Genomic DNA, 21402 nt, shown 5'->3' with positions numbered 1-21402 from the left:
TTGGGAGAACGTACGTTCTCCCACACCGTACCTGCTTCAGTCGATCAGATCGAGCTTCTTCATGTGGTCGAACACCATGAGGGAGCCGGGAGCGACGTCGGGCATCGCCGCGTACTCGTCCCGCGTGAAGTATCTGATCTCGGCGATCTCACTGGTCGGCACCGGCTCGGAACCCAGCTCGGCGACGAAGCAATGAATCTCGAGCGGGGTTCCGGACGGATGCCCCCACGCGTCGCAGGCGAAGACGCCGAGGAACCGGGCGTCGACGACGTCGGCATCCAACTCCTCGCGTATCTCCCGATGCAGAGCCTGCTCGGGCGTCTCACCGGGGTCGATCTTCCCGCCTGCCATGTAGAACGCGGTTTTCCCGGTCGAGCGCGCCTGGAGCATTCGACGGTCTCTCACATACGCCAACCCAGCGGTACGAATCACGAAAGCAAGGTATCCAATCTCTCGTACCCCTCGGTGACGCCCTTCTCCATACCGCTCTGGGCCATGCCGTCGCGCGCCTCGATCGACGGGAAGGTGCTCTGCCCTTCGATGCGAGTGCGTCCGTCGCCGAGATCGACGAAGGTGATCGACTCGATACTGACGACGTCGGGAACGTCCTCGTACTCGAACGTCTGAATCACGAAGTCGTTCTCACGCACGACGTGGAAGACACCGTTGAAGGCGAACGTCGCCCCCTCCGGGTCGGTGTGCACGTAGCGGTAACGGCCTCCCGTCGAGAAGTCGTAGGTGTCGAGCTTCATGTCGTAGCCGTTCGGTCCGAGCCACTACACCACGAGCTCGGGGTCTCGGTAGGCGCGAAAAACTGCGTCGACGGGCGCGTCGAACTCACGCGTGATCGTGATGAACGGGACGCCGTCGGGCACGGTGATGGTCACGGGATTAGTCATTGCCGTAGTCCTTGTCGTTGGCCAGCAGTGCATCGAGCTTCCTGAACTGCTGTTCGTGGATGATGCGGTATTTGTCGATCCATGCGGTCAGCTCCTCGAGGCGCGCCGAGTCCAGATGAACCGGACGACGCTGCGCGTCGCGTGACCGGGTCACGAGCCCTGCCGCCTCGAGAACCTGAATGTGCCGTGAGACGGCTTGCTTGCTGATCTCGAACGGTTCGGCGAGATCGTTCACCGTCAACGGCCCACGACTGAGTCGGGCGACGATGGCACGCCGAACCGGATCGGCGAGCGCCATGAACGCCCCGTCGAGCCTGTCGTCCGTGACGCTCATAATCAACCAACTCCTTTATCAATCCATACGTTGATTACGGTAGGCGCCGACGCCCTCGCCGTCAACAGGTCTGTCCTTTTTGCACCAGTCGAGAGCCGCGCGGCCACGCAAAGTAATATGGGAGCCAACCCATACTCGCCGGCCGAGCACACGGCTCGCGAGCTTGATTTCTCGTTTTGTTCGCCTACTCGACGCCGCCCAACGACCACCGCGTCACCCGTCGAGGGTGACGCGACCCGAGACGACGGAGTACCTTTTTGCTCGCTATTTTGATTGCGCACACGGTCGCGGCCGTGCTCGCTCCGCTTCTGGTTCGCTGGTGGGGCCGTAACGCATTCTTCCCACTCGCGCTCGTTCCGCTCGTCAGTCTGGTCTGGGTCGTCGCGAACTGGAACACCGAACAGTTCCTCAGCATCGAGTGGGCCCCCGGCCTGTCGATGAACGTCGACATGCGCTTCGACTCACTGGCCGCGATCATGTCGGTGCTGGTCCTCGGTATCGGCGCGCTCATTCTGCTCTACTGCGCCCGTTATTTCGAGGACGACGAGCCGCGCCTCGGCATCTTCGCCGCCGAGATGGTCGCGTTCTCCGGTGCCATGTTCGGTCTCATCACCAGCGACAACATGCTGGTCCTGTACACCTTCTGGGAAATCACGACCGTCCTGTCGTTCCTGCTGGTCGGCCACTATGCCGAACGTGCCTCGTCACGCCGTGCCGCGACGCAGGCCCTCCTGGTCACCACCGCCGGTGGCCTCGCGATGCTCGTCGGCATCATCGTCCTGGGTCAGGTCGCCGGCAGCTACAACCTGTCCGACGTCGTCGCCGACGCCCCGTCGGGATGGCTGCCCGGCGTCGCGATCGTCCTGATCCTGATCGGTGCGTTGTCGAAATCGGCCATCGTTCCGATGCACTTCTGGCTGCCGGGCGCGATGGCGGCACCGACGCCCGTCAGTGGCTATCTGCATGCCGCGGCCATGGTCAAGGCCGGTATCTATCTCGTCGCACGGATGGCGCCCGGCTTCGCCGACTCCGGGCCGTGGCGCGCCACGGTCATCTCGCTCGGACTGCTGTCGATGATCCTGGCCGGCTGGCGAGCGCTGCGCGCGTTCGACCTCAAACTGGTCCTCGCGTTCGGCACCGTCAGTCAGCTCGGATTTCTGATGGTCCTCGTCGGGATCGGTACCGAGAAGGCGATGCTGGCGGGTCTGACGATGGTCGTCGCGCACGCGATGTTCAAGGCCACGCTGTTCATGGTCGTCGGCATCATCGACCACACGACCGGCACCCGCGACATCCGTAAGCTCGCCCACCTCGGCAAGAAGGCCCCGTGGTTGGCCGTCATCGCCGCGTTGGCTGCCGCCAGCATGGCGGGTCTGCCGCCGTTCCTCGGATTCGTCGGCAAGGAAGCGGCGCTGTCCGCGGTGATCGAGACGCCGGTCCTGAACACGACCGTCAGCGTGCTCGTCGTCACCGGCCTGGTCGTCGGTTCCATCCTCACCGTGACCTACAGCATCCGCTTCGTGTGGGGAGCGTTCGGCCGCAAGCAGCTCAAGCGCCCGAGCCCGGCCGTCAAGAACATGCACGCGCCGACGGCCCTCTTCATGGCGGCGCCTGCATTCCTCGCGGTGCTCGGCCTGGTGTCGGGCATCTTCTCGCCGGTCGTCGACACCCTTGTCAGCCCGTACGCGCGCACGCTCGACGCATACGGCCAGGCGTCGTACCACCTGTCGCTGTGGCACGGATTCAACCTGCCGCTGGGTCTGACGGTCATCGTCGTGGTCGGCGGTGTGTCCCTCTTCATCGCGCACCGCATGGTCAACCGCCTGAAGTTCGAGCACCCGCCACTCGGCAACGCCGACCGCGTCTACGACTCGGTTCTGAAGTCGATGGACACCATCTCGCTCCGACTGACCGGCACCACGCAGCGCGGTTCGCTTCCTCTGACGCAGGGAACCATCCTGCTCACGCTGGTTCTGCTGCCGATGCTGCTGCTCGCCTTCGGACGCGAACCGGGTCTGAACTTCGTCTGGTTCGACACTCCGCTGCAGGTCATCGTCTCGCTCATCATGATTTCCGGCGCCCTCGGCGCGACGGTGATGCGCAACCGTCTGGCCAGCGTCATCCTCGTCGGACTCACCGGTTACGGCTGCGGCGTCATCTTCGCCGTCCACGGCGCACCCGACCTGGCGCTGACGCAGTTCCTCGTCGAGACGCTGACGCTCGTCGTCTTCGTGCTCGTGCTGCGCAAGCTGCCCGCCGAGGTCGACGACCGTGGCTCGGCCGGTTCACGCCTCCCGCGGGCGGCGCTGGCCATCGCCGTCGGCGTCACCGTCACCGTTCTCGGCGCGTTCGCGATGAACGCGCGCAGCGCGGAGCCGATCTCGCTGCAACTCCCCGACGCGGCCTACTACCTCGGCGACGGCAAGAACATCGTCAACGTGCTGCTGGTCGACATTCGTGCGTGGGACACCCTCGGCGAGATCTCGGTGCTCCTCGTCGCTGCGACCGGCGTCGCGAGCCTCGTGTTCCGCAACCGTCGCTTCGGCAGCGCACCGCGGGTGTCCGACGCCCCGGCCACGCAGTCCGACGGCGGCGTCGGCACCGATACGACGTGGCTGCTCGGCGGCGACCTGATCGATCCGCGGCATCGCTCGCTGATCCTCGAGGTCACGACGCGTCTGATCTTCCCGACGATCATGGTGCTGTCGGTGTACTTCTTCTTCTCCGGTCACAACGCGCCGGGAGGCGGATTCGCGGGCGGCCTGACGGCAGGTCTCGCCCTCGTTCTCCGTTACCTCGCCGGTGGTCGGTACGAACTCGGCGAAGCAGTTCCGATCGACGCGGGCAAGATTCTCGGCCTCGGTCTGATCTTCGCGTCGGGAACGGCGATCGCGTCGATGTTCCTGGGCGCGCCCGCATTGTCGTCGGCGACGATCGAGCTGACGCTGCCGGTGCTCGGTGACATCAAGTTGGTCACCGCGCTGTTCTTCGACCTCGGCGTGTACCTCATCGTGGTCGGTCTCGTACTCGACGTACTCCGAAGTCTCGGTGCACGTCTCGATGCACAGGTGGAGATGCAGAGCCAGGTGAACGCCCGATGATCGCGAACCTCGGAATGCTGATCGTCGTCGGCATCCTCGTCGCGACGGGGGTGTACCTGCTTCTGGAACGCTCGATCACCAAGATGCTGCTCGGACTTCTGTTGTTCGGCAACGGAATCAACATCCTCCTGCTGACGGTGGGAGGCCCGACGGGTACCCCGCCGATCGTCGGGCGCACGACGTCGATTCACGACACGATGGCAGATCCGTTGGCGCAGGCCATGATTCTGACCGCAATCGTCATCACGATGGGTATCGCGGCGTTCGTCCTGGCGCTCGCGTATCGCTCCTTCACGCTCAACACGAAGGACGACGTCGAGAACGACCCCGAGGACACCAAGGTCTCCAAGCGCCGGTCGATGGCCGAGATGCCCGACCGCGACCGGTCCGACGACCCCGTCACCGGCGAGCCGAGTTTCGGCGGCGACGCGTTCGACTCCGACGGCAACCCGATTCCGATCGAGGACCTCAAGAACCTCGAGGATCTCGAATGCTACGAGGATCTGCACGACGGTGACTTCGACGACGACGACGACGAACCCGAGATGAAAGGCCTCGACGGAATCGACAGCGCAGAAGAAGACCGAACCGCAGAACGCAGCGGTCAGAAGACGAAGCGGAAGAAGGGAGGCGCGAAATGACCATCCCCGTCGGCGCCATCTCCGCCCTCACTCCCCTGCCCGTCCTCATCCCGCTCTTCGCCGCCGCACTGACTCTGATCGCGGGTCGTCGTCCGCGGGTGCAACGGTTCATCACCGTCGTCGCGCTGACGGCCGTCGTCGTCGTGTCCGCCCTGCTGCTCTTCCTGGCCGACCGCGACGGCACGTTCGCGCTACAGGTCGGTGGCTGGGAGTCGCCGATCGGCATCTCGCTCGTCGTCGATCGCCTGTCGGCGTTGATGCTTCTGGTCAGCGCGATCGTGCTGCTGGCCGTCATGGTCTACTCGATCGGTCAGGGTATTCGCGACGGCAACGAGAACCAGCCCGTCTCGATCTTCCTGCCGACTTATCTCGCACTGAGCGCGGGCGTCTGCAACGCGTTCCTCGCCGGTGACCTCTTCAACCTGTTCGTCGGATTCGAAGTCCTGCTGGCCGCGTCGTTCGTGCTGCTGACTCTCGGTGCGAGCGCCGACCGCGTGCGAGCCGGTGTCTCGTACGTCATGGTGTCGATGGTGTCGTCGCTGATCTTCCTGTTCGGCATCGCACTGGTCTACGCGGCGACGGGCACGCTGAATCTCGCACACATGGCCACCCGCCTCGACGACGTGCCGTCGGGTACGAAAACGGCGATCTTCGCGGTTCTTCTCGTCGCATTCGGTATCAAGGCCGCGGTCTTCCCTCTGTCGACGTGGCTTCCCGACTCCTACCCCACGGCACCTGCCCCGGTGACCGCGGTGTTCGCCGGTTTGCTCACCAAGGTGGGTGTGTACGCGATCATTCGCGCGCACACGCTGCTCTTCCCGGACGGCAGCCTCGACAACGTGCTGATGGTGTGTGGCCTGTTGACGATGCTGGTCGGCATCTTCGGTTCCATTGCGCAGAGCGACATCAAACGACTGCTGTCCTTCACGCTCGTCAGCCACATCGGCTACATGGTGTTCGGTGTCGCGTTGTCGACGCAGTCGGGTCTGTCCGGTGCGATCTACTACGTCGCCCACCACATCATCGTGCAGACGACGCTGTTCCTGGTGGTCGGTCTGATCGAACGGCAGGCCGGATCGTCGTCGCTGCGACGCCTCGGCAGTCTCGCTGCCGCGAGTCCCGTTCTCGCGATCATCTTCCTGATCCCGGCGCTCAACCTCGGCGGCATTCCGCCGTTCTCCGGGTTCATCGGCAAGGTGGCGCTCCTGCAGGCCGGTAGCGCGCAGGGCAGCGTCCTCGCGTGGATTCTCGTCGCAGGCGGCACGGTGACCAGCCTGCTCACGCTCTACGTCATGGCCCGCGTCTGGACGAAGGCGTTCTGGCGTGCGCGTGCGGATGCTCCGGAGGGCGACCTGGCCGACAACAGCCCGTCGGTGCTGCTCGACGATTCGAGCGACATCCAGCTCGCCGACCGGGAGGACGTGGGCCGCATGCCCGCGTTCATGCTGATCCCGACGATCGGGCTCGTCGCGGTCGGGCTGGCGTTGACGGTGTTCGCCGGTCGCATCATCGACATCAGCGATCGTGCGGCCGCGGACCTACGCGATCGCTCGGTGTACATCGACGCGGTGCGAGGCGCCGAGTTCCTCGGGGACAAGACGATGGATCAGGTCGCGGGAGAAGAGGCAGGCCGATGACATTCCTCAACCGCTTCGTACTGCTTCGACTGTGGATCCTCGCGTGGCTGACGGCCGTCTGGGTGTTGTTGTGGGGCAACGTCAGTCCCGCGAACATCCTCGGCGGCATCGCCGTCGGAGTCCTCATCATGGTGCTGCTGCCGCTGCCGAAGGTTCCGGTCGAGGGTCGCGTCCACGTGTGGTCCCTGATCAAGCTCACCGCGTGGTTCTTCTACTACGCCGCCGAGTCGAGTGTGAACGTCGCATGGCTCGCGGTGCGGCCGAAGGCGCCCCCGGTCACCGGCGTGCTGCGGTGCCGTATCGCGATCAAGTCGGACCTCGTGCTGACTCTGTTCGTCGACGCGATGAATCTGGTGCCGGGAACGATGGTGCTCGAGATCGACCAGACCCGCAGGTTGCTGTACGTTCACGTCCTCGACATGGGCAGCCAGAAGGCCGTCGACTCGTTCTACGCGTACGTACGACATCTGGAGAAGCTCTTCATCGCCGGTTTCGAGCGTGACTCCGACTGGAAGCCGAGTCCGCTGCACTTCCAGGAGTACGAGCGCTACCACGGCGTTCTCGGCGACGACGTGACGACGTACCGCGAAGGCCGAGACGACAAGAAGACCGACGACGAGCGAAAGGGGAACTGGTCGTGACGATCGTTCTCGCCATCGCCGGCATCCTGCTGGTCGCGGCCGCCGTCGTCACGGCGTACCGCCTGCTCGACGGCCCGAGCACCCTCGACCGACTCGTCGCGATGGACACCATCCTCGCGGTGTCGATGTGCGGACTCGCGGTGTGGTCGGTCTACAGCAAGGACACGACGATCGTCCCCTCGATCGTCGCACTGTCGCTGGTCAGCTTCATCGGCTCGGTCAGCGTCGCACGATTCCGGGTGAGGGACGAATGAACATGTTGTTGGAAGTGATCTCGGCGATCCTGATTCTGCTCGGCGCGACGCTCGCGTTCACCGCTGCAGTCGGCATCGTCCGATTCCCGGACACACTGTCGCGCATGCACGCGGCGACCAAGCCTCAGGTCGTCGGCCTACTGCTCGTGCTGGCGGGTGCCGTCATCGAACTGCGGGGCAACGTCGACATCTGGATGCTCGTGCTCGTCGGCATCTTCACTCTCGTGACCGCACCTGTCATCGCGCACGTCGTCGGCCGCGTCGCCTACCGAGAACAGCGCGGACGCGACGGGCTGCTCATCGTCAACGAGATGGAGTCGGACGGAGACTAGGCCGGCCGCCCCACGTGGCCAGCGCCGTTCCCGGGGCGGCGAAGAACGTCGCGTAGAACATGCCGACGACGGCGCCCATCAGCACGAGGATCAGCGGACCGAACAGCTCGGGATAGTTGCCGAACTGCACGGCCAGGTAGCGGTAGCTCAGCAGAAGCACGACCATGATCATCGCCCCGAACGCAACGAGCCGCACCCGAGCGCGGTCCCAACCACGTTCCGGGTCGCGCAGGATCGACTCGAGCGTCAGACACAGTACGACGCCTGCAACGAGGTCGACGCCGTAGTGGTAGCCGAATCCGAGCGTCGCCGCGAGGGTGCAGACGAGCCATGCGGTTCCACCGAGCCGCAACCACCACGGGCCGCGTCGGGAATGCACGAAGAGCGCGAGTGCCCACGCGGTGTGCAGGCTCGGCATGCAGTTGCGCGGCGTCTCGCCGTCGAATCCGATGGCCGACGGGGTGCCGTCGAAAGGCACGACCGTCGGCCAGAAGTTGCCGAGTTGGAAGCCGTCGCCATCCGGACCGAACGCGAACACCGGACCGACCACGGGAAACAGAATGTAGAAGATCGGGCCGACGATGCCGATCAGCAGGAACGTGCGAACCAGATAGTGCGACGGCCACGCCCCGGTGGTCACGCCTCGGAGCTGGTAGATCGCGATCGCGATGGCGGCGACGGGCAGCTGGATGTAGACCCAGTGCAGCACCGCGTAGACACCGGGTCCGAGCTCGGCGAGTGCGCTGCCCACGAGCCACGACGGGTTGCCGAGCGCGTGATCGGCGAGCTGGGCGTATTCGTCGAGAACGTAGGGTCGCACGATCGTCGTGATCTGCAGCCACACGTCACCGATCTTGGTCGCGAGGATCAGCAGACCCCCGAGGCACGCAGCTTTCAGTCCGCGCGGATCACGACGTGCGACGGCGTACAGCGCGAGACCGGTGAGCACGATGACGGCACCGTTGCCGACCGAGAACGGCAGTCCCGCGTCGAGTCGTACGACGATCCCGACGAGATCGATGGCCACCGCGCTCGCCAACGCCCACACGCGCACGCGAGCCGCGACCCCGACCAACGCCAGAGCGAGCCCGCCCCACGGGACCGCCATCGATTTGGGGGTGCCGACGAAGTCGTTCACGATGCTCGGCAATGGACCGGAAAAACCGTAGCGCGACGCCACGAGTTGCAGCGACAACAACGACACCGCGACGACGGCAGCACCGATCGCGAAGGGACGCAGGGACCCCGACATCTGCGAGCCCGTGAGGGCGCGCTCTTCTCCCTGGAGCACGCCGTTCATAGTAAACGGTCGATGAACGGCGGATTACGACGAAACCGTCAGGCGTTCAGGTCCGTGACCAGCGACCGGACGACGGCCTTCAGGTCCCCGCCCGCGTCCGACGCGACGCGTCGCTGCCGCTGGTACGACGCGCCGAGACGGGGAATGTCGGCTACCGACGCCAGCTCGTCGGCGCACCCCAGGCGCTTGGCCGTCGGCGCCAACTTTTCGAGAAGGTCGTTCAGGTCGTCGGTGACCAGCCGCTCGTTGCTGTCGGCGTCGAGAATGATCTCGGCGTCGAGCCCGTATCGGGCGGCACGCCACTTGTTCTCCTGCACGTGCCACGGCGGGATGCTCGGAAGGTCTTCTCCCGCCTCGAGTCTGGTGTCGAGGTCGACGATCAGGCAGTGCGTCAGCGCGACGAGAGCGGCCAGCTCGCGCCTGGTGGACACACCGTCACAGACCCTGACCTCGATGGTTCCCCATTTCGGCGCCGGGCGAATGTCCCAGTGCATGCCACCGAGCTGTTCGATGACGCCGGTCTTCATCTGGTCCCGTACGAACCCTTCGAACTGACCCCAGTTCTCGAACTGGAACGGCAGACCGGCCGTCGGCAGCTGCTGGAACATCAGCGCCCTGTTGCTCGCGTATCCGGTGTCCGAACCCGCCCAGATCGGCGACGACGCGGACAACGCCAACAGGTGGGGATACTGCAGCAGCAGCGAATTGAGAATCGGGAAGACCTTGTGCGGAGACGAGACTCCGACGTGGACGTGCACACCCCAGATGAGCATCTGCCGACCCCACCACTGGGTACGTGCGATCAGCTCGTCGTAACTCGGCGAGCGCGTCAGCACCTGGGTCGACCATTCGGCGAACGGGTGCGTCCCCGCGCAGACCAAGTCGATTCCCAGCGGATCTGCCGCTCTCCGAACGAGATTCAGCGATTCGTCCAGATCGTCCATCGCTTCGCCGACGTTGTCACACACTCCGGTGACGAGTTCGACTGTGTTGCGGAGCAATTCCTTCGTGACCCGAGGCGTCTCGGCCCCGGCCAGCTCGGTGACACCGTCCATGACGGCGGCCGCCGAGTTGACCAGGTCCAGAGAGTCCTTGTCCACCAACGCTATTTCCCACTCGACTCCGAGAGTGGGGCGTGCCGAGCTGTTGAACGGAATCGCAGGTGGTGCGCCCGGCACGCTCGGAGAGTTCACCTACTGCAGAACTGCGCAGGCGGCGCGGCCGCCGGCGTCACCGGTCATCAACGTGTTCATGTCGGGAACCGCAGCGCCGTCGGGCAGCGTGTAGCGGGTCGGAATGTTCGCGAAGTTGTCGGCACCTTCGTGGATGATGACCGCGCGGCCACCGTCGGCACGCAGATCGTCGAGCGTGACGGCGTCGGTCGTCGTGACCAGGGTGCCGGTTCCGTCCTGTCCGATCTGCAGCGACGTCAGGTCACCGCTCGCGGGGTGCTCGGTGCGGCCGTCGACCTGAAGGTGACCGCCGGCGGACAGGAAGTTGCCCGGCTCTCCGCCTGTCGGAGCGGTCGAGTTCGGCTCGCATTTGCCGGCGGTGTGGATGTGCAGGCCGTGGAAGCCCGGCGTCATGTTCTCGGCTTCGACGGTGACGACCAGATGGTCGCCCTCCTCGACGAAGGACACCGTGCCGACCGTGGTTCCCGACGCGTTCTCGAACTCCGCTTCGACGGTGCTCTCCGGATTGTCGGCAGCGACGCCGTGTCCGCTCGGATCCTCGTGTCCGGTCCACACCGGAGGAGTGGTTCCCGGAACGTCGGAGGGCGTCTCGGGGGCGCTGCAGGCAGTCAGGCCGAATGCCGCGACAGCGACGATCGGGGTAGCGAAACGCCAGGAGCGCATCTTCGATCGAGCTGTACTTGTCGGTGCCATGGGAGAAGCTCCTTCGTGGGGCCGGCGATACGGTTGCGTCGATCTTAACTATGCCCCGTAGTAGTAGCCGACCACGGGTTGTCAGCTGTTACTGCGTCACCATGACGATCACGCCGTCGCCGAATTCGCTGAGTGTGGCCGGGCGTGCTTGCGTGGTTGCGCCGAGTTGCTGGGCGATCTGCTGAGCCGCAGCCTGCTCGCCGGGGCCGGTTCCGTAGTAGACCGTCGTCGAGGGGATCTGAGAGGCGGCGTAATTGCCGGTTTCGGCAATGGTCCAGCCGTCGGACGTCAGAGTTGCTGCGGTATCGGCCGCCAGGCCGGACACGTCGCTGTTGTTGAGCACTCGCACATCGACATCGGCCGGGTCCACCGACGTCGTAGCCGACGCCGTCGCCGACGCCGACGTCGATCCAGCTGCAGAAGCCGACGTGGGGGCGGGCGCCGCCGACGTGGGGGCCGCGGCCTGCTCGCTGGTCGTCGGTTCGGACGCTGTGTCGTCGCTGTCGTCCGAACCGGTCAAAGACAGTGCACCGATTGCCGCGAACAGAATCGCGAGCGAGATCAACACCATTGCCAGAGCGCGGAGCGGAGGACCGGACGATTCCGGGTTAGGACTGCTCACACCCGAAGACACTAGTTGATCGCAATCGCGGGCCTACGCACGTCAGATCTCGAAGCCGAGCCTGCGAGCCGCGCGGGCCTTCTGCCTACTTGCCCGCAGACGACGGAGTCGCTTGACCAACATCGGATCCGCGGCAAGAGCTTCCGGACGATCGACGAGCGCGTTCAGCACCTGGTAGTAGCGGGTGGCGGACATCGAGAACAGTTCCTTGATGGCGTCTTCCTTCGCGCCCGCGTACTTCCACCACTGACGCTCGAAGGACAGGATGTCGTGCTCGCGACGGGTAAGACCGTCGTCGCCCACCTCGTTGGGGTTCTTCGCATCGCCGGACTGCTGAGACTGGTTCGAGTCACGCGCTGCAGCGCCGTCCATCTCACTCCTCGACTTCTCGGACCCGCATCTGCGGAGTCGTTTCGCGGCCGAACATCCCGGCCCACTCGACCCGCACGAATTACACACGTGTGGTTCGCGATCATTCAACCACGCTGAGCACCGCCTACCGTGCGCGCGGCGCACGCGCGGCGCGTCGGACCCGGTTCACCGCGTGCACGGTCACGACCGGCCCGCCACTATTGTTGGTCAACATGGCAATTCTCCCCATCCGGATCGTCGGCGACCCGGTGCTGCACACCCCGACCGAGAAGGTCACCAAGACTCCCGCCGAACTCGCGGAACTCTTCGCGGACATGTACGAGACGCTCGACGCCGCGAACGGAGTCGGGCTTGCTGCGAACCAGGTCGGCGTGCCGCTGCGACTGTTCATCTACGACTGCCCCGACCAGGGCCCGGACGGGAAGATGATCCGCCGGAAGGGCGAGGTCGTCAACCCGGTGCTGGAGACGTCGGCCATTCCCGAGACGATGCCCGATCCCGAGGACGACGACGAGGGCTGCCTCTCGGTTCCCGGCGAGCAGTTCCCGACGGGTCGCGCCGACTGGGCACGGGTCACGGGCACCGACGCCAAGGGCGATCCCGTCGACATCGAAGGCACCGGCTTCTTCGCGCGGATGCTGCAGCACGAGGTCGGCCACCTGGACGGATTCCTGTACGTCGACGTGCTCATCGGCCGCAACGCACGCGCGGCGAAGAAGGCGATCAAACGCGCCGGCTGGGGCAAGCCGGGACTGTCGTGGGTTCCGGGAACCGTCGAGGACCCCTTCGGCCACGAGGACTGAACCCGTGGGTCCACGGGTCGCGCTGCGCTACCTGCTGCCGTCCGGACAGAGTCACCCGATGACGGACGTCATCGGGGAGCTCGTGGAGCACGACGAATCCGTCGTCGCGGTACGGGCGTCGGACGGCCGGGTCGTGCGGGTGACGCCTGACCGCGTCGTCGCGTTGAAGGAGCTGGGCCCTCGACCGATTCGGACGTCGGAGATCAGGGGGCTCGAGCGGGCTGCAGCCGACGGGTGGCCGGGCGTCGAACGGGCGTGGATCGACGGATGGCTGCTGCGGGCCGGGCACGGTTTCACGGACCGGGCGAACTCGGCGGTACCGGTCGGACCGTCGGCGTCGCTGGAATCGCTTCCTCGGATAGTGCAGTGGTTCCACGCCCGCCTGCTGCCTCCGACGCTGCTGCTCCCGGACCGGCTCGGCGCGGTGCCGCCGGAATGGTCGACGCGCGACGAGACGCTCGTCATGGCGGCCGACATCTCGCAGGTGACGCTTCCCACCGACTCGGTGTCGGTGATCGCGGATGCTCCCGACGAGGACTGGCTCGGGTTGTATCGGTATCGCGGCCGCCGGCTTCCGAGCCGCGCACTCGTCGTCATCTCGTCGGTGCGGGACGGCGCACTCGGCTTCGGCCGTATCGGCTCGGCGGCGAGCACGATGCTCGCCATCGGGCGGGCCGCGGTGACGGATGCTCCCGACGGCAGGCGCTGGGTCGGTCTGACGGCCGTCGAGGTGGCGCCTGCGCATCGACGCAACGGGCTCGGGACGCGGATGTGCGGCGAGCTCGTCGCATGGGGGCGCGACCATGGTGCCACGCATGCCTACCTGCAGGTTTCCGCCGAGAACACCGGTGCGATCGCGATGTACCAGGGACTCGGATTTCTCGAGCATCATCGGTATCGGTATGCGGCTGCGCCACCCGTGCGTGCGAATGTATAGCGGGCTGCACATTCGCACGCACGGGTGCGAGCGCCTAAGGTGACGGCCGTGCGATTGGCTACCTGGAACGTGAACTCCGTCCGCTCTCGTCAGGATCGGATCGTCGACTGGCTCGGCCGGTCCGACGTCGACGTGTTGGCGATGCAGGAAACCAAATGCAAGGACGCGCAGTTCCCGTACGAGCGGTTCTCCGAGATCGGCTACGAGGTCGCGCACGTCGGGCTCAGCCAGTGGAACGGCGTCGCGATCGCGTCGCGCATCGGTCTCGACGACGTGCGGATCGGCTTCGAGGATCAGCCCGGTTTCAGCAAGGATCCCGAGGTCGAGGCAGTCGTCGAGGCACGCGCCATCGGGGCCACGTGTGGCGGCGTTCAGGTGTGGAGCCTCTACGTCCCCAACGGTCGCGAGCTCGCCGACCCGCACTACACCTACAAGCTCGAGTGGCTGGCAAAACTGCGCGCCGACGCCCAGGCCTGGGTCACCGCGGATCCTCAGGCGCAGATTGCTCTCGTCGGTGACTGGAACATCGCGCCCACCGACGACGACGTCTGGGATCCGGCTCTGTTCGAGGGTAAGACGCACACGTCGCAGGCCGAGCGCGACGCCTTCGAGGCATTCACCGAAGCCGGGTTCACCGAAGTCACGCGGCAATTCACGCCCGAACCCAAGACCTTCACCTACTGGGACTACACGCAGCTGCGGTTCCCGAAGAAGCAGGGGCTGCGCATCGACATGGCGTTGACCTCGCCTGCGCTCGCGGCTCGCGTCAGCGGCGCCTTCATCGACCGCGAGGAACGCAAGGGCAAGGGCGCCAGCGATCATGCGCCGGTCGTCGTCGACATCTCCTGACGCGTCGGCGCGGACGACCACTGCGCTGCGACGAGCAGGCAGCCGGCTAGAATCAGCAGGCCGTGAGCGACCCGTAGCCACGGAGGCAGGAAGAACTGGGGCAGGAACGTCGCGAAACCTGCGGCCAGCACAGCCGAGTGCCATCCACCGAGCCTGCGGGCGAACAGGATCGCACCCACCGCGATCGTCACGAGTCCGACCCCGAACATGATCATCTGAGTCGGCCCGTACCTGATGGGTTCCGCGAGATCGATCAGGTCGTAGGCGCCGGTCGCCTGGGCCTCGCGGCCGAGTTCATGAAGAGCGAACGTTTCGGCGCCGTAGTACGGCAGGACGAGCCCGACTCCCACTCCGATCACAAGCGGGGCCCTGGCGTCGACGGTCGACACCGCGAGCACCAGCGTCACGAATCCGATCATCGCGCAGACGTGAGCGGCAACCCACAGCGGCGACGCGAACGCGTCGGCACCGTCGGATCCGGCTTCGCTCGAGTACGGACGAAGAATCGGATAGAGCGCGAAGAGAATGCCCGTCACCACGAGCAACGGTCGACCCATGACTACCTCCCGACTTGGAGAGCGGCGCTCTCTCTGGGAAGCAGTATTCACGCAGCAGCTCAGGATTACAAGAGCACTGCTCTCGCAATCTCAGGTCACTCCGCCACGAGATCCAGGAACTCCGGATTCCGCGCGAGGTAGCGTCGGACGTACGTGCAGATGGGGACTATCCGCCATCCGCGGTCTCGCGCAGTGTTCAGCGCGCCGCGTACGAGCACGCCTGCCCAGCCGCGGTCGCCGAACTCCTCTTTGACGACGGTGTGCATGAACGCCACCGCATCGTCGTCCGCGTCGCGGTACCCGAGGATGCCGACCAGCTCGTCGCCGACAAACAGATCGAAACGGTTGTGCGCGCAGTTGTCCTCGATACGCACTGCCGCGGCGACGGCCGCCTGCGACGTCAAGTCCATGTGATCCATGTCACTACTAGACCAGCAGCTCGACTTCTCGTCGACCGGACGTAGCGATTCGACGCCACGCCGAGTCGCAACCGTTACTTGTCGACAGGAACCATGAGGTCGGAGTACTCGGGATTCGCCGAGACGAATCGCTGCACGTACGTACAGACCGGCTTCACCTTCCAGCCGTAGGACCGCGCGTTGTCGAGCGAACGACGCACGAGGATCGCGGCGAGACCCTGATGCCCGAAATCTTCCGTGACGACGGTATGCATGAACGAGACGACACACGCGCGGGAACCGCGCTTTGCCGGACCTTCGAACTCGTAGAAGCCGACGATCCCTACCAGATCGCCGTTGAGCCTGAGTTCGAAACGGTTTTGATCCCTGTTTATGGAAACGTCAGCGCTGGGACTGCTCGCAAGCACGGGTCACCTCCTTTACCGAGGGTGATGTGTGTGTTGAATTCGTCGTGACCAATATGTGACCTGCACCACTATTAAACAGTGCACCGGGTGCCTTGTCACCCGTTTGTAGGAACAAACCTTCGGTGCCGTAGGTCCGCAACATAGATGCAACGTTCGGGCTGGTAACGCTCATAGCGGTTCACCATCGGCATTGTGATGCAACAACATTCATGCCGACGCATGCATCTGTCGTAGACGGTGAGACCGCGGCCGGTACTGTTTTCACTCGTGAAGTTCCTACCGCTGACCCCCCACGGCGCGACGCCCGTCCGCGCGCTCACGATCGCTGGAACGGACTCGGGCGGAGGCGCGGGAATCCAGGCGGACAGCCGCACGATGGCCATGTGCGGCGTCCATGCGTGCGTCGCCGTCGCCGCGGTGACGGTGCAGAACACGGTCGGCGTCAGCGGCTTCCACGAGATTCCCCCGACGGTCGTCGCCGATCAGATCCGGACCGTCGTGGGCGACATCGGCGTCGGCGCTGCAAAGACGGGAATGCTGGCGTCGTCGGCCATCATCGAAGCAGTGACCGCGACGTGCACCGAGGTCGGCATCGGCAACGCGGGCTCGATCCCGCTCGTCGTCGACCCGGTGTGCGCGTCGATGCACGGCGATCCCCTACTGCACGAAGAAGCCCTCGACGCCGTTCGGCACACCCTCTTCCCGATCGCGACCATCGTGACGCCCAACCTCGACGAAGTCCGATTGATCACCGGCATCGAGGTGGTCGACGACGCGTCGGCCCATCGTGCGGCCGAGGCCTTGCATGCGCTGGGTGCGCGGTATGCCCTCGTGAAGGGCGGACATCTGCGCACGTCCGAGCAGAGCACCGACATCTTGTTCGACGGCAACGAGTTCCTCGAGTTCACGAGCCCGCGCATCGACACCGGAAACGATCACGGTGGCGGCGACACTCTCGCTGCGGCGATCGCGAGCGCGCTGGCCAACGGTTACTCGATTCCCGACGCCGTCGCGTTCGGCAAGGAGTGGGTCACCCGCTGCCTGGCCGCGTCGTACGACCTGGGCGCCGGCCACGGCCCGGTGTCACCGCTCTGGCGTCTGCACGAGTCGCAGGATTCGTAGGTCCTCGGGTACGCCGTTCAGCTTCGGCGCGAAGAATCCGCGACGGTAGGGCCGCGCGGTCAGGCCGAGGTCGTCGAGCGTGCCGGGCGGCATGCTGTCGAGCGATCGCTGCGAGATCATCAGATTGCCGTTGCCGCCGGTCTCCATGACGCGGGAGGCGATCGTGACATCGACGCCGAGCCAGTCCGATCCGATCTGCCGCGGATTTCCGGTGTGAATGCCCGCCCGCATGATCGGTGTGTAGCCGTCGACGTCGACGTAGGTCAGCGCCCTCCGAGCAGCCGCGACGGCGTACAGCGCTTTCTCGGGTCGATAGAAGACGGCCATCAAACCATCGCCCATCCGCTTCACGACGCGGCCCTGATGGGTTTCGATCGCCGGCTCGATCGCCTTCGACACCTGCCTCAGCAGCGTCAGCGTGTCGCTGTCCCCTGCGACGAGCGACCACGACGAGAACCCGACGAGGTCGGTGAACACGATGGTGACGTCGTGCTCCCCGCGACCTCGACCTGCTCGTTCGAGGAGAGCCTGCCACAGCTGAAGCGCACCGAGCCCGACCTCACGGGATGCACCGGGCTCGTCGTCCAGAAACCGATCGGCGACGCGTGCGACGGCGAGCGCCGAGCCCGGACCCGCCATCGACAGCGGGTCCCCGAACGACGGGTCCCCGGGCAGCACGTTCCGGATTCGTCGCACCGCGTCGACGATCACGGGACTGCGATCGACCGCGCGAACCCGGTCGATCGTCGACGTCCAGTACGAAGGCACGGATTCGAGCGTAACCGACGGTCACATGTACTTCACTCCCCCGAACGCGCCTCCGTGCGCGCGGCACCGACGGGAACGCCGTCCGGACCCTCGACGGATTGGGCGTAGGTGCCGATGCCGAACGCCACTGCGGACGCGTTCTCGGCGAGCGCCGCGCGATCGACGTTGGCGAGGGTGTCCTCGGCGGTGTGGTAGTTCTGGTCGAACGTCTCGTCGGCGGTACCGCCCCACTTCGCGGCTTGCTCGGGCGTCTTCTTCTCGTCCGCGCCGCTGAACACTCCGCCTGCTGGAATGCCGACCTCGATGAACGGGCCGTAATCCGAACGGCCGTCGAAGTCGGTGCCGTCGGCGGCGATGCCCTCCTGCTCGAGACGCTGCAGGAAGACCCGCTCGATGGCGTCGGATCCGGGTGGTCCGGCGGGCGCGCCGACCTGGTCCGAGTCGTCACCGTCGTAGGCGAGGTAGCCGGCGTTGTGCGAGCCGATCATGTCGAAGTTGAGGTACAGCGCGATGTTCTGCTTGTCCTCGTCGCTGAGACCCTCGACGTACTTCGTGGATCCGACGAGACCCAGTTCTTCCGCGCCCCAGAACGTGAATCGCACGGCGTTGGTGACGTCGGGTTCGCTGCCCATCCGCAGCGCCGTCTCGAGAACCGCAGCGGTTCCGGATCCGTTGTCGTTGATGCCGGGGCCTTCCGGCACGCTGTCGAGGTGCGCTCCCGCGACGACGACGTTCGCGGTGTCGCCGGTCTTCGTCTGCGCAATGACGTTGCGGCTCTTGGTCGTGGTCGTCTCGGTGTCGAGCGTCAACGTCAGCTCGGGTGCCGACGCGACCGCCGCGCCGTCCTCCTGCCCGACGCCGCCGGCAGGGATGCGCGCGATGTCCGAACCGCCGAGCGTCGCGCCGTCGAGCGGACCCGGCTCGTTGTTGACCACGACGATCGCCGATGCACCGAGATCGGCTGCGACAGTCTGCTTCTGGCCGAACGGACAGACGCCACGATCGACGACGACGACGGCGCCCTTGGGATCGAGGCCGTCGTAATCCGTTGCCTCGCAACCGGGTGAGTCGTCCTTGGGTGCAGCGACGACTCGGGCCGTCACACCGCCGTCCGGCGTCGAGGGTGAGTACTGCAACGCGCTCACCGGGATCTCCTGCCCGCCTGCCGACAGGGTCTGCGTCGTCGCCTCGAATTGGTCGAACTCGAATTCCGGTGTCTCCACCTCGAATCCAGCGGATTCCAACTGGTCGACGACGTAGTCGACGCTCGCGTCGTAACCCGGCGTGCCCGCGGCTCGATTCCCGTTGTTGTCGACGGCAATTCGTTCGAGCTGTTCGAGGTGCGCCACCACCGCGTCACCGGTGACGGCGTCGGCCAGACCTGGACCGTCCGGCGTCGAGACCGGGGTGGGTGCAGAACTGGCCGGTGGCTCGTCCTCCGAGGAGGACGAACAACCGGCCAGTACGAGTGCTCCGACTGCGACGCTTGCGAGAAGGGTCATCCGCTGCATGGATGCACCCTAGCCGCAACCTACGTCACGCGTCTCGGCGATTGGTCACGAACAGTGCGGCGCCGAAGACGATCGCGGTGAACGCGATGAAGTAGATCAGGCTCCCCCACGGTCCCCAGTGATAGTCGACTCCGCCGGCCTGGCCGAGGAAATGATTCGCGTTCCCGAAGGGGAGGAAGGGCTGAATTGCGCGGCCGAACGATCCGAACAGTCCGAAGAGCGACTCCACGAGCAGCGGCCACAGAAGAAGCAGCGCGATGGCTCCCGCCGACTGACGAAGCAGCGCACCGACACCGACGGCGACGAACACCTGCAGGAACGCGAGGATCGCGGTTCCGTAGATGACCCGCCACGTTCCGTCGACGTCGAAGCTCAGCAACGCACCGGCGTCGGGACCTGCGACGGCCTTGCCGACGTAGAACGCCAGAATGCCGAGCACGAAGGACAGGACGAATCCGAACACACCGATCAACGACGCCTTCGCGACGAGCACCGAGGCACGGTTCGGAATGGCCTGGAACGTCGTGCGAATGATGCCGAAGCGGTACTCGCTGGTGACCGTCAGCGCCGCAAGGATCATGAGAACCATGACTCCCATACCGCCGACGCCGCTACCGACCACCTCGAACACGGTGGGCAGGTACGGGTCGAAGTCGGGCGTGTTACCGCTTGCCACCTCGTTCTCGTAGGACTGCATGCCGAGTTTGGCGGCGAGTCCGACGAAGAACGCCAGGCCGAGTCCGAGCACGATGATGGCGACGGTGCACCACCACGGCGATTTCGTCGACGTGATCTTGATGCGTTCTGCTGCAAGAACTCCCATTACAGTGCACCTCCCATGGCGTCGGTGCCTTCACCGTGATACTGGACGTCTTGTCCGGTGAGCTTCATGAACGCCTCTTCCAAAGATCCTCGCTGCGAGGACAATTCGTGTAGAACGATGCCGTTGCGGCCGGCGATGTCTCCGATGGCGTCGGTCGTCGAATTCGTGACGACGAGCGACGGCTGCAGCTCGCCCTTGTCCGCAGGTTCGCGCACCGTCAGTCCGGCGGACGTCAGTGCACTGCGGAGAGCATCGAGCTGCGGGCTTCGGACGCGTACCGACGCCTCGGACGCATGGTTGATGAAGTCCTGGACCGACGTGTCCGCCACCAGACGTCCGCGGCCGATGACGACGAGATGCTCTGCGGTCTGGGCCATCTCGGACAGCAGGTGACTCGACACGAGAACAGTACGTCCCTCGGCAGCAAGGCGCTGCATGAACTTTCGGATCCAGACGATGCCCTCGGGGTCGAGACCGTTGACCGGCTCGTCGAACAACAGGACCTTCGGGTCACCGAGCAGTGCGCCGGCGAGCCCGAGCCGCTGCGACATGCCGAGGGAGAAGCCGCCTGCGTTCTTCTTCGCGACCTCGGAGAGACCGACGAGCCGCAGCACTTCCTCGACGCGCGACTTCGGGATGCCGTTCGACGCGGCCATCCACTCGAGATGCGCGCGGGCCGAACGATTGGGGTGCACCCACTTGGCGTCGAGAAGTGCTCCGACGGTACGCAGTGGCTGCGTGAGTTGGTTGTAGGGCTTGCCCTCGATGAGGGCCGTGCCGCTGGTCGGGCGGTCCAATCCGAGGATCATCCGCATGGTCGTCGACTTGCCCGCCCCGTTGGGGCCGAGAAAGCCTGTCACGATGCCCGGCTTCACCGTGAAGGTCAGATCGTCGACCGCTTTGGTGGCACCGTACTGCTTGGTCAGTCCCGTTACTTCGATCATGCGGACCACTGTCCCTCATGCGGGCCTGACCGCGCATCGGTCTGGGGTCGCGATGTGAGTCATCCTTTCGGATGATGGCGGCTCCTACGTGCGTGCGAATGTATAGCCCGCTATACGGCGGTCTCAAGCAGTCATCGCAACGTGCCTGATCATTGGGGGATGGTTGCGATGGGACGTCCGGTGTACACCCATGAGGTGCGGATGCTGTTCTGGGTTCTGTTGGGTTGGGGCTCGACGGTGAAA

24 protein-coding genes and 1 pseudogene are annotated in these 21402 nt (G+C 65.4%); 10 read left to right on the top strand and 15 right to left on the bottom strand.

What is annotated here, in order from left to right:
• Positions 1-36 precede the first annotated feature (36 nt).
• From RhoFasB10_RS21785 to RhoFasB10_RS21775, 3 genes and pseudogenes are all read right to left on the bottom strand, one after another.
• A complete protein-coding gene (locus RhoFasB10_RS21785; protein ID WP_346764459.1) occupies positions 37-432 on the bottom strand; it encodes an NUDIX domain-containing protein in 396 nt (131 codons plus the stop codon).
• Positions 429-899: pseudogene (locus RhoFasB10_RS21780) on the bottom strand (SRPBCC family protein). The gene RhoFasB10_RS21785 and the pseudogene RhoFasB10_RS21780 overlap by 4 nt, the downstream one beginning before the upstream one ends.
• Entirely contained in the window at positions 892-1233 is a 342-nt protein-coding gene (locus tag RhoFasB10_RS21775; protein ID WP_068422113.1) for a metalloregulator ArsR/SmtB family transcription factor, read from the bottom strand. The pseudogene RhoFasB10_RS21780 and the gene RhoFasB10_RS21775 overlap by 8 nt, the downstream one beginning before the upstream one ends.
• Before the next feature lie 257 nt (positions 1234-1490).
• On the opposite strand from RhoFasB10_RS21775, the gene RhoFasB10_RS21770 reads away from it, so the two are divergent.
• Genes RhoFasB10_RS21770 through mnhG form a run of 6 tightly spaced genes read left to right on the top strand, consistent with a single transcriptional unit; the run spans position 1491 to position 7839 of the window.
• The gene (locus tag RhoFasB10_RS21770) at positions 1491-4334 is read left to right on the top strand and encodes a Na+/H+ antiporter subunit A (protein ID WP_167678509.1); all 2844 of its coding nucleotides are present in this window, start codon (positions 1491-1493) and stop codon (positions 4332-4334) included.
• Positions 4331-4975 (top strand): Na(+)/H(+) antiporter subunit C, encoded by a 645-nt coding sequence (locus tag RhoFasB10_RS21765; protein WP_068422107.1) that lies wholly within the window; start codon positions 4331-4333, stop codon positions 4973-4975. The genes RhoFasB10_RS21770 and RhoFasB10_RS21765 overlap by 4 nt, the downstream gene beginning before the upstream one ends.
• Positions 4972-6612, top strand: coding sequence for a Na+/H+ antiporter subunit D (locus RhoFasB10_RS21760; protein ID WP_068422105.1), 1641 nt, complete (start codon positions 4972-4974; stop codon positions 6610-6612). The genes RhoFasB10_RS21765 and RhoFasB10_RS21760 overlap by 4 nt, the downstream gene beginning before the upstream one ends.
• Entirely contained in the window at positions 6609-7253 is a 645-nt protein-coding gene (locus RhoFasB10_RS21755) for a Na+/H+ antiporter subunit E (RefSeq protein ID WP_068422102.1), read from the top strand. Before RhoFasB10_RS21760 ends, RhoFasB10_RS21755 begins: the two co-directional genes overlap by 4 nt.
• A complete protein-coding gene (locus RhoFasB10_RS21750; RefSeq protein WP_068422099.1) occupies positions 7250-7507 on the top strand; it encodes a monovalent cation/H+ antiporter complex subunit F in 258 nt (85 codons plus the stop codon). The genes RhoFasB10_RS21755 and RhoFasB10_RS21750 overlap by 4 nt, the downstream gene beginning before the upstream one ends.
• Positions 7504-7839 (top strand): monovalent cation/H(+) antiporter subunit G, encoded by a 336-nt coding sequence (gene mnhG, locus RhoFasB10_RS21745; RefSeq protein WP_068422096.1) that lies wholly within the window; start codon positions 7504-7506, stop codon positions 7837-7839. The genes RhoFasB10_RS21750 and mnhG overlap by 4 nt, the downstream gene beginning before the upstream one ends.
• Here mnhG and RhoFasB10_RS21740 read toward each other — a convergent pair.
• The 5 genes from RhoFasB10_RS21740 to RhoFasB10_RS21720 form a co-directional block, all read right to left on the bottom strand.
• Complete coding sequence (locus RhoFasB10_RS21740) at positions 7811-9091, bottom strand: phosphatase PAP2 family protein (RefSeq protein ID WP_240931388.1); 1281 nt, start codon at positions 9089-9091, stop codon at positions 7811-7813. The two genes, mnhG and RhoFasB10_RS21740, sit on opposite strands and share 29 nt — an antisense overlap.
• Positions 9092-9177: 86 nt before the next feature.
• Positions 9178-10317: a glutamate--cysteine ligase gene (locus tag RhoFasB10_RS21735; protein WP_254303399.1), complete on the bottom strand. Its 1140-nt coding sequence runs from the start codon at positions 10315-10317 to the stop codon at positions 9178-9180.
• A gap of 15 nt (positions 10318-10332) precedes the next feature.
• A complete protein-coding gene (locus RhoFasB10_RS21730; protein ID WP_167678507.1) occupies positions 10333-11025 on the bottom strand; it encodes a superoxide dismutase family protein in 693 nt (230 codons plus the stop codon).
• Positions 11026-11113: 88 nt separating this feature from the next.
• On the bottom strand, positions 11114-11647 hold the full coding sequence (locus RhoFasB10_RS21725; protein WP_346764458.1) for a LytR C-terminal domain-containing protein: 534 nt from the start codon (positions 11645-11647) through the stop codon (positions 11114-11116).
• A gap of 42 nt (positions 11648-11689) precedes the next feature.
• Complete coding sequence (locus tag RhoFasB10_RS21720) at positions 11690-12019, bottom strand: DUF3263 domain-containing protein (protein ID WP_068422084.1); 330 nt, start codon at positions 12017-12019, stop codon at positions 11690-11692.
• A 212-nt stretch (positions 12020-12231) separates the two neighbouring features.
• Between RhoFasB10_RS21720 and RhoFasB10_RS21715 the strand changes: the two genes are divergently transcribed.
• Genes RhoFasB10_RS21715 through RhoFasB10_RS21705 form a run of 3 tightly spaced genes read left to right on the top strand, consistent with a single transcriptional unit; the run spans position 12232 to position 14608 of the window.
• Entirely contained in the window at positions 12232-12822 is a 591-nt protein-coding gene (locus RhoFasB10_RS21715) for a peptide deformylase (RefSeq protein WP_068422291.1), read from the top strand.
• Between the two features lie 4 nt (positions 12823-12826).
• Entirely contained in the window at positions 12827-13759 is a 933-nt protein-coding gene (locus RhoFasB10_RS21710) for a GNAT family N-acetyltransferase (protein WP_167678505.1), read from the top strand.
• Between the two features lie 48 nt (positions 13760-13807).
• Positions 13808-14608, top strand: coding sequence for an exodeoxyribonuclease III (locus RhoFasB10_RS21705; protein WP_068422281.1), 801 nt, complete (start codon positions 13808-13810; stop codon positions 14606-14608).
• Here the strand turns inward: RhoFasB10_RS21705 and RhoFasB10_RS21700 are convergent.
• From RhoFasB10_RS21700 to RhoFasB10_RS21690, 3 genes are all read right to left on the bottom strand, one after another.
• Positions 14578-15165 carry a hypothetical protein gene (locus RhoFasB10_RS21700; protein ID WP_167678503.1) on the bottom strand — a complete coding sequence of 196 codons (588 nt, stop codon included), beginning with the start codon at positions 15163-15165 and terminating at the stop codon, positions 14578-14580. The two genes, RhoFasB10_RS21705 and RhoFasB10_RS21700, sit on opposite strands and share 31 nt — an antisense overlap.
• 95 nt (positions 15166-15260) lie before the next feature.
• On the bottom strand, positions 15261-15584 hold the full coding sequence (locus tag RhoFasB10_RS21695) for a GNAT family N-acetyltransferase (protein ID WP_068422078.1): 324 nt from the start codon (positions 15582-15584) through the stop codon (positions 15261-15263).
• A gap of 74 nt (positions 15585-15658) precedes the next feature.
• Entirely contained in the window at positions 15659-15991 is a 333-nt protein-coding gene (locus tag RhoFasB10_RS21690; RefSeq protein WP_068422076.1) for a GNAT family N-acetyltransferase, read from the bottom strand.
• A gap of 267 nt (positions 15992-16258) precedes the next feature.
• On the opposite strand from RhoFasB10_RS21690, the gene thiD reads away from it, so the two are divergent.
• Entirely contained in the window at positions 16259-17113 is an 855-nt protein-coding gene (thiD, locus tag RhoFasB10_RS21685; RefSeq protein ID WP_068422075.1) for a bifunctional hydroxymethylpyrimidine kinase/phosphomethylpyrimidine kinase, read from the top strand.
• Here thiD and RhoFasB10_RS21680 read toward each other — a convergent pair.
• From RhoFasB10_RS21680 to RhoFasB10_RS21665, 4 genes are read right to left on the bottom strand one after another with little or no spacing between them, the layout of a single operon-like run.
• On the bottom strand, positions 17075-17881 hold the full coding sequence (locus RhoFasB10_RS21680) for an adenylate/guanylate cyclase domain-containing protein (RefSeq protein ID WP_068422074.1): 807 nt from the start codon (positions 17879-17881) through the stop codon (positions 17075-17077). The two genes, thiD and RhoFasB10_RS21680, sit on opposite strands and share 39 nt — an antisense overlap.
• Before the next feature lie 32 nt (positions 17882-17913).
• Positions 17914-19392, bottom strand: coding sequence for a M28 family peptidase (locus tag RhoFasB10_RS21675; RefSeq protein WP_167678500.1), 1479 nt, complete (start codon positions 19390-19392; stop codon positions 17914-17916).
• Between the two features lie 25 nt (positions 19393-19417).
• The gene (locus RhoFasB10_RS21670) at positions 19418-20215 is read right to left on the bottom strand and encodes an ABC transporter permease (RefSeq protein WP_114328006.1); all 798 of its coding nucleotides are present in this window, start codon (positions 20213-20215) and stop codon (positions 19418-19420) included.
• Positions 20215-21159, bottom strand: coding sequence for an ATP-binding cassette domain-containing protein (locus RhoFasB10_RS21665; protein WP_068422278.1), 945 nt, complete (start codon positions 21157-21159; stop codon positions 20215-20217). Before RhoFasB10_RS21665 ends, RhoFasB10_RS21670 begins: the two co-directional genes overlap by 1 nt.
• Between the last annotated feature and the right edge of the window lie 243 nt (positions 21160-21402).

It is taken from the genome of Rhodococcus sp. B10, from assembly GCF_011770055.1.
GTDB classification, from domain to species: Bacteria; Actinomycetota; Actinomycetes; order Mycobacteriales; family Mycobacteriaceae; genus Rhodococcoides; species Rhodococcoides kyotonensis_B.
The sequence above is the reverse complement of the archived record's forward strand: the minus strand, read 5'-3'. Positions and strand labels throughout refer to the sequence as shown.

Bases quoted from the DNA above. Each gene is read 5' to 3' on its own strand.
- RhoFasB10_RS21775 (WP_068422113.1), bottom strand. From the start codon at position 1,233: ATGAGCGTCACGGACGACAGGCTCGACGGGGCGTTCATGGCGCTCGCC.
- RhoFasB10_RS21765 (WP_068422107.1), top strand. From the start codon at position 4,331: ATGATCGCGAACCTCGGAATGCTGATCGTCGTCGGCATCCTCGTCGCG.
- RhoFasB10_RS21760 (WP_068422105.1), top strand. From the start codon at position 4,972: ATGACCATCCCCGTCGGCGCCATCTCCGCCCTCACTCCCCTGCCCGTC.
- RhoFasB10_RS21755 (WP_068422102.1), top strand. From the start codon at position 6,609: ATGACATTCCTCAACCGCTTCGTACTGCTTCGACTGTGGATCCTCGCG.
- mnhG (WP_068422096.1), top strand. From the start codon at position 7,504: ATGAACATGTTGTTGGAAGTGATCTCGGCGATCCTGATTCTGCTCGGC.
- RhoFasB10_RS21740 (WP_240931388.1), bottom strand. From the start codon at position 9,091: ATGTCGGGGTCCCTGCGTCCCTTCGCGATCGGTGCTGCCGTCGTCGCG.
- RhoFasB10_RS21730 (WP_167678507.1), bottom strand. From the start codon at position 11,025: ATGGCACCGACAAGTACAGCTCGATCGAAGATGCGCTCCTGGCGTTTC.
- RhoFasB10_RS21720 (WP_068422084.1), bottom strand. From the start codon at position 12,019: ATGGACGGCGCTGCAGCGCGTGACTCGAACCAGTCTCAGCAGTCCGGC.
- RhoFasB10_RS21715 (WP_068422291.1), top strand. From the start codon at position 12,232: ATGGCAATTCTCCCCATCCGGATCGTCGGCGACCCGGTGCTGCACACC.
- RhoFasB10_RS21700 (WP_167678503.1), bottom strand. From the start codon at position 15,165: ATGGGTCGACCGTTGCTCGTGGTGACGGGCATTCTCTTCGCGCTCTAT.
- RhoFasB10_RS21695 (WP_068422078.1), bottom strand. From the start codon at position 15,584: ATGGATCACATGGACTTGACGTCGCAGGCGGCCGTCGCCGCGGCAGTG.
- RhoFasB10_RS21675 (WP_167678500.1), bottom strand. From the start codon at position 19,392: ATGCAGCGGATGACCCTTCTCGCAAGCGTCGCAGTCGGAGCACTCGTA.
- RhoFasB10_RS21670 (WP_114328006.1), bottom strand. From the start codon at position 20,215: ATGGGAGTTCTTGCAGCAGAACGCATCAAGATCACGTCGACGAAATCG.
- RhoFasB10_RS21665 (WP_068422278.1), bottom strand. From the start codon at position 21,159: ATGATCGAAGTAACGGGACTGACCAAGCAGTACGGTGCCACCAAAGCG.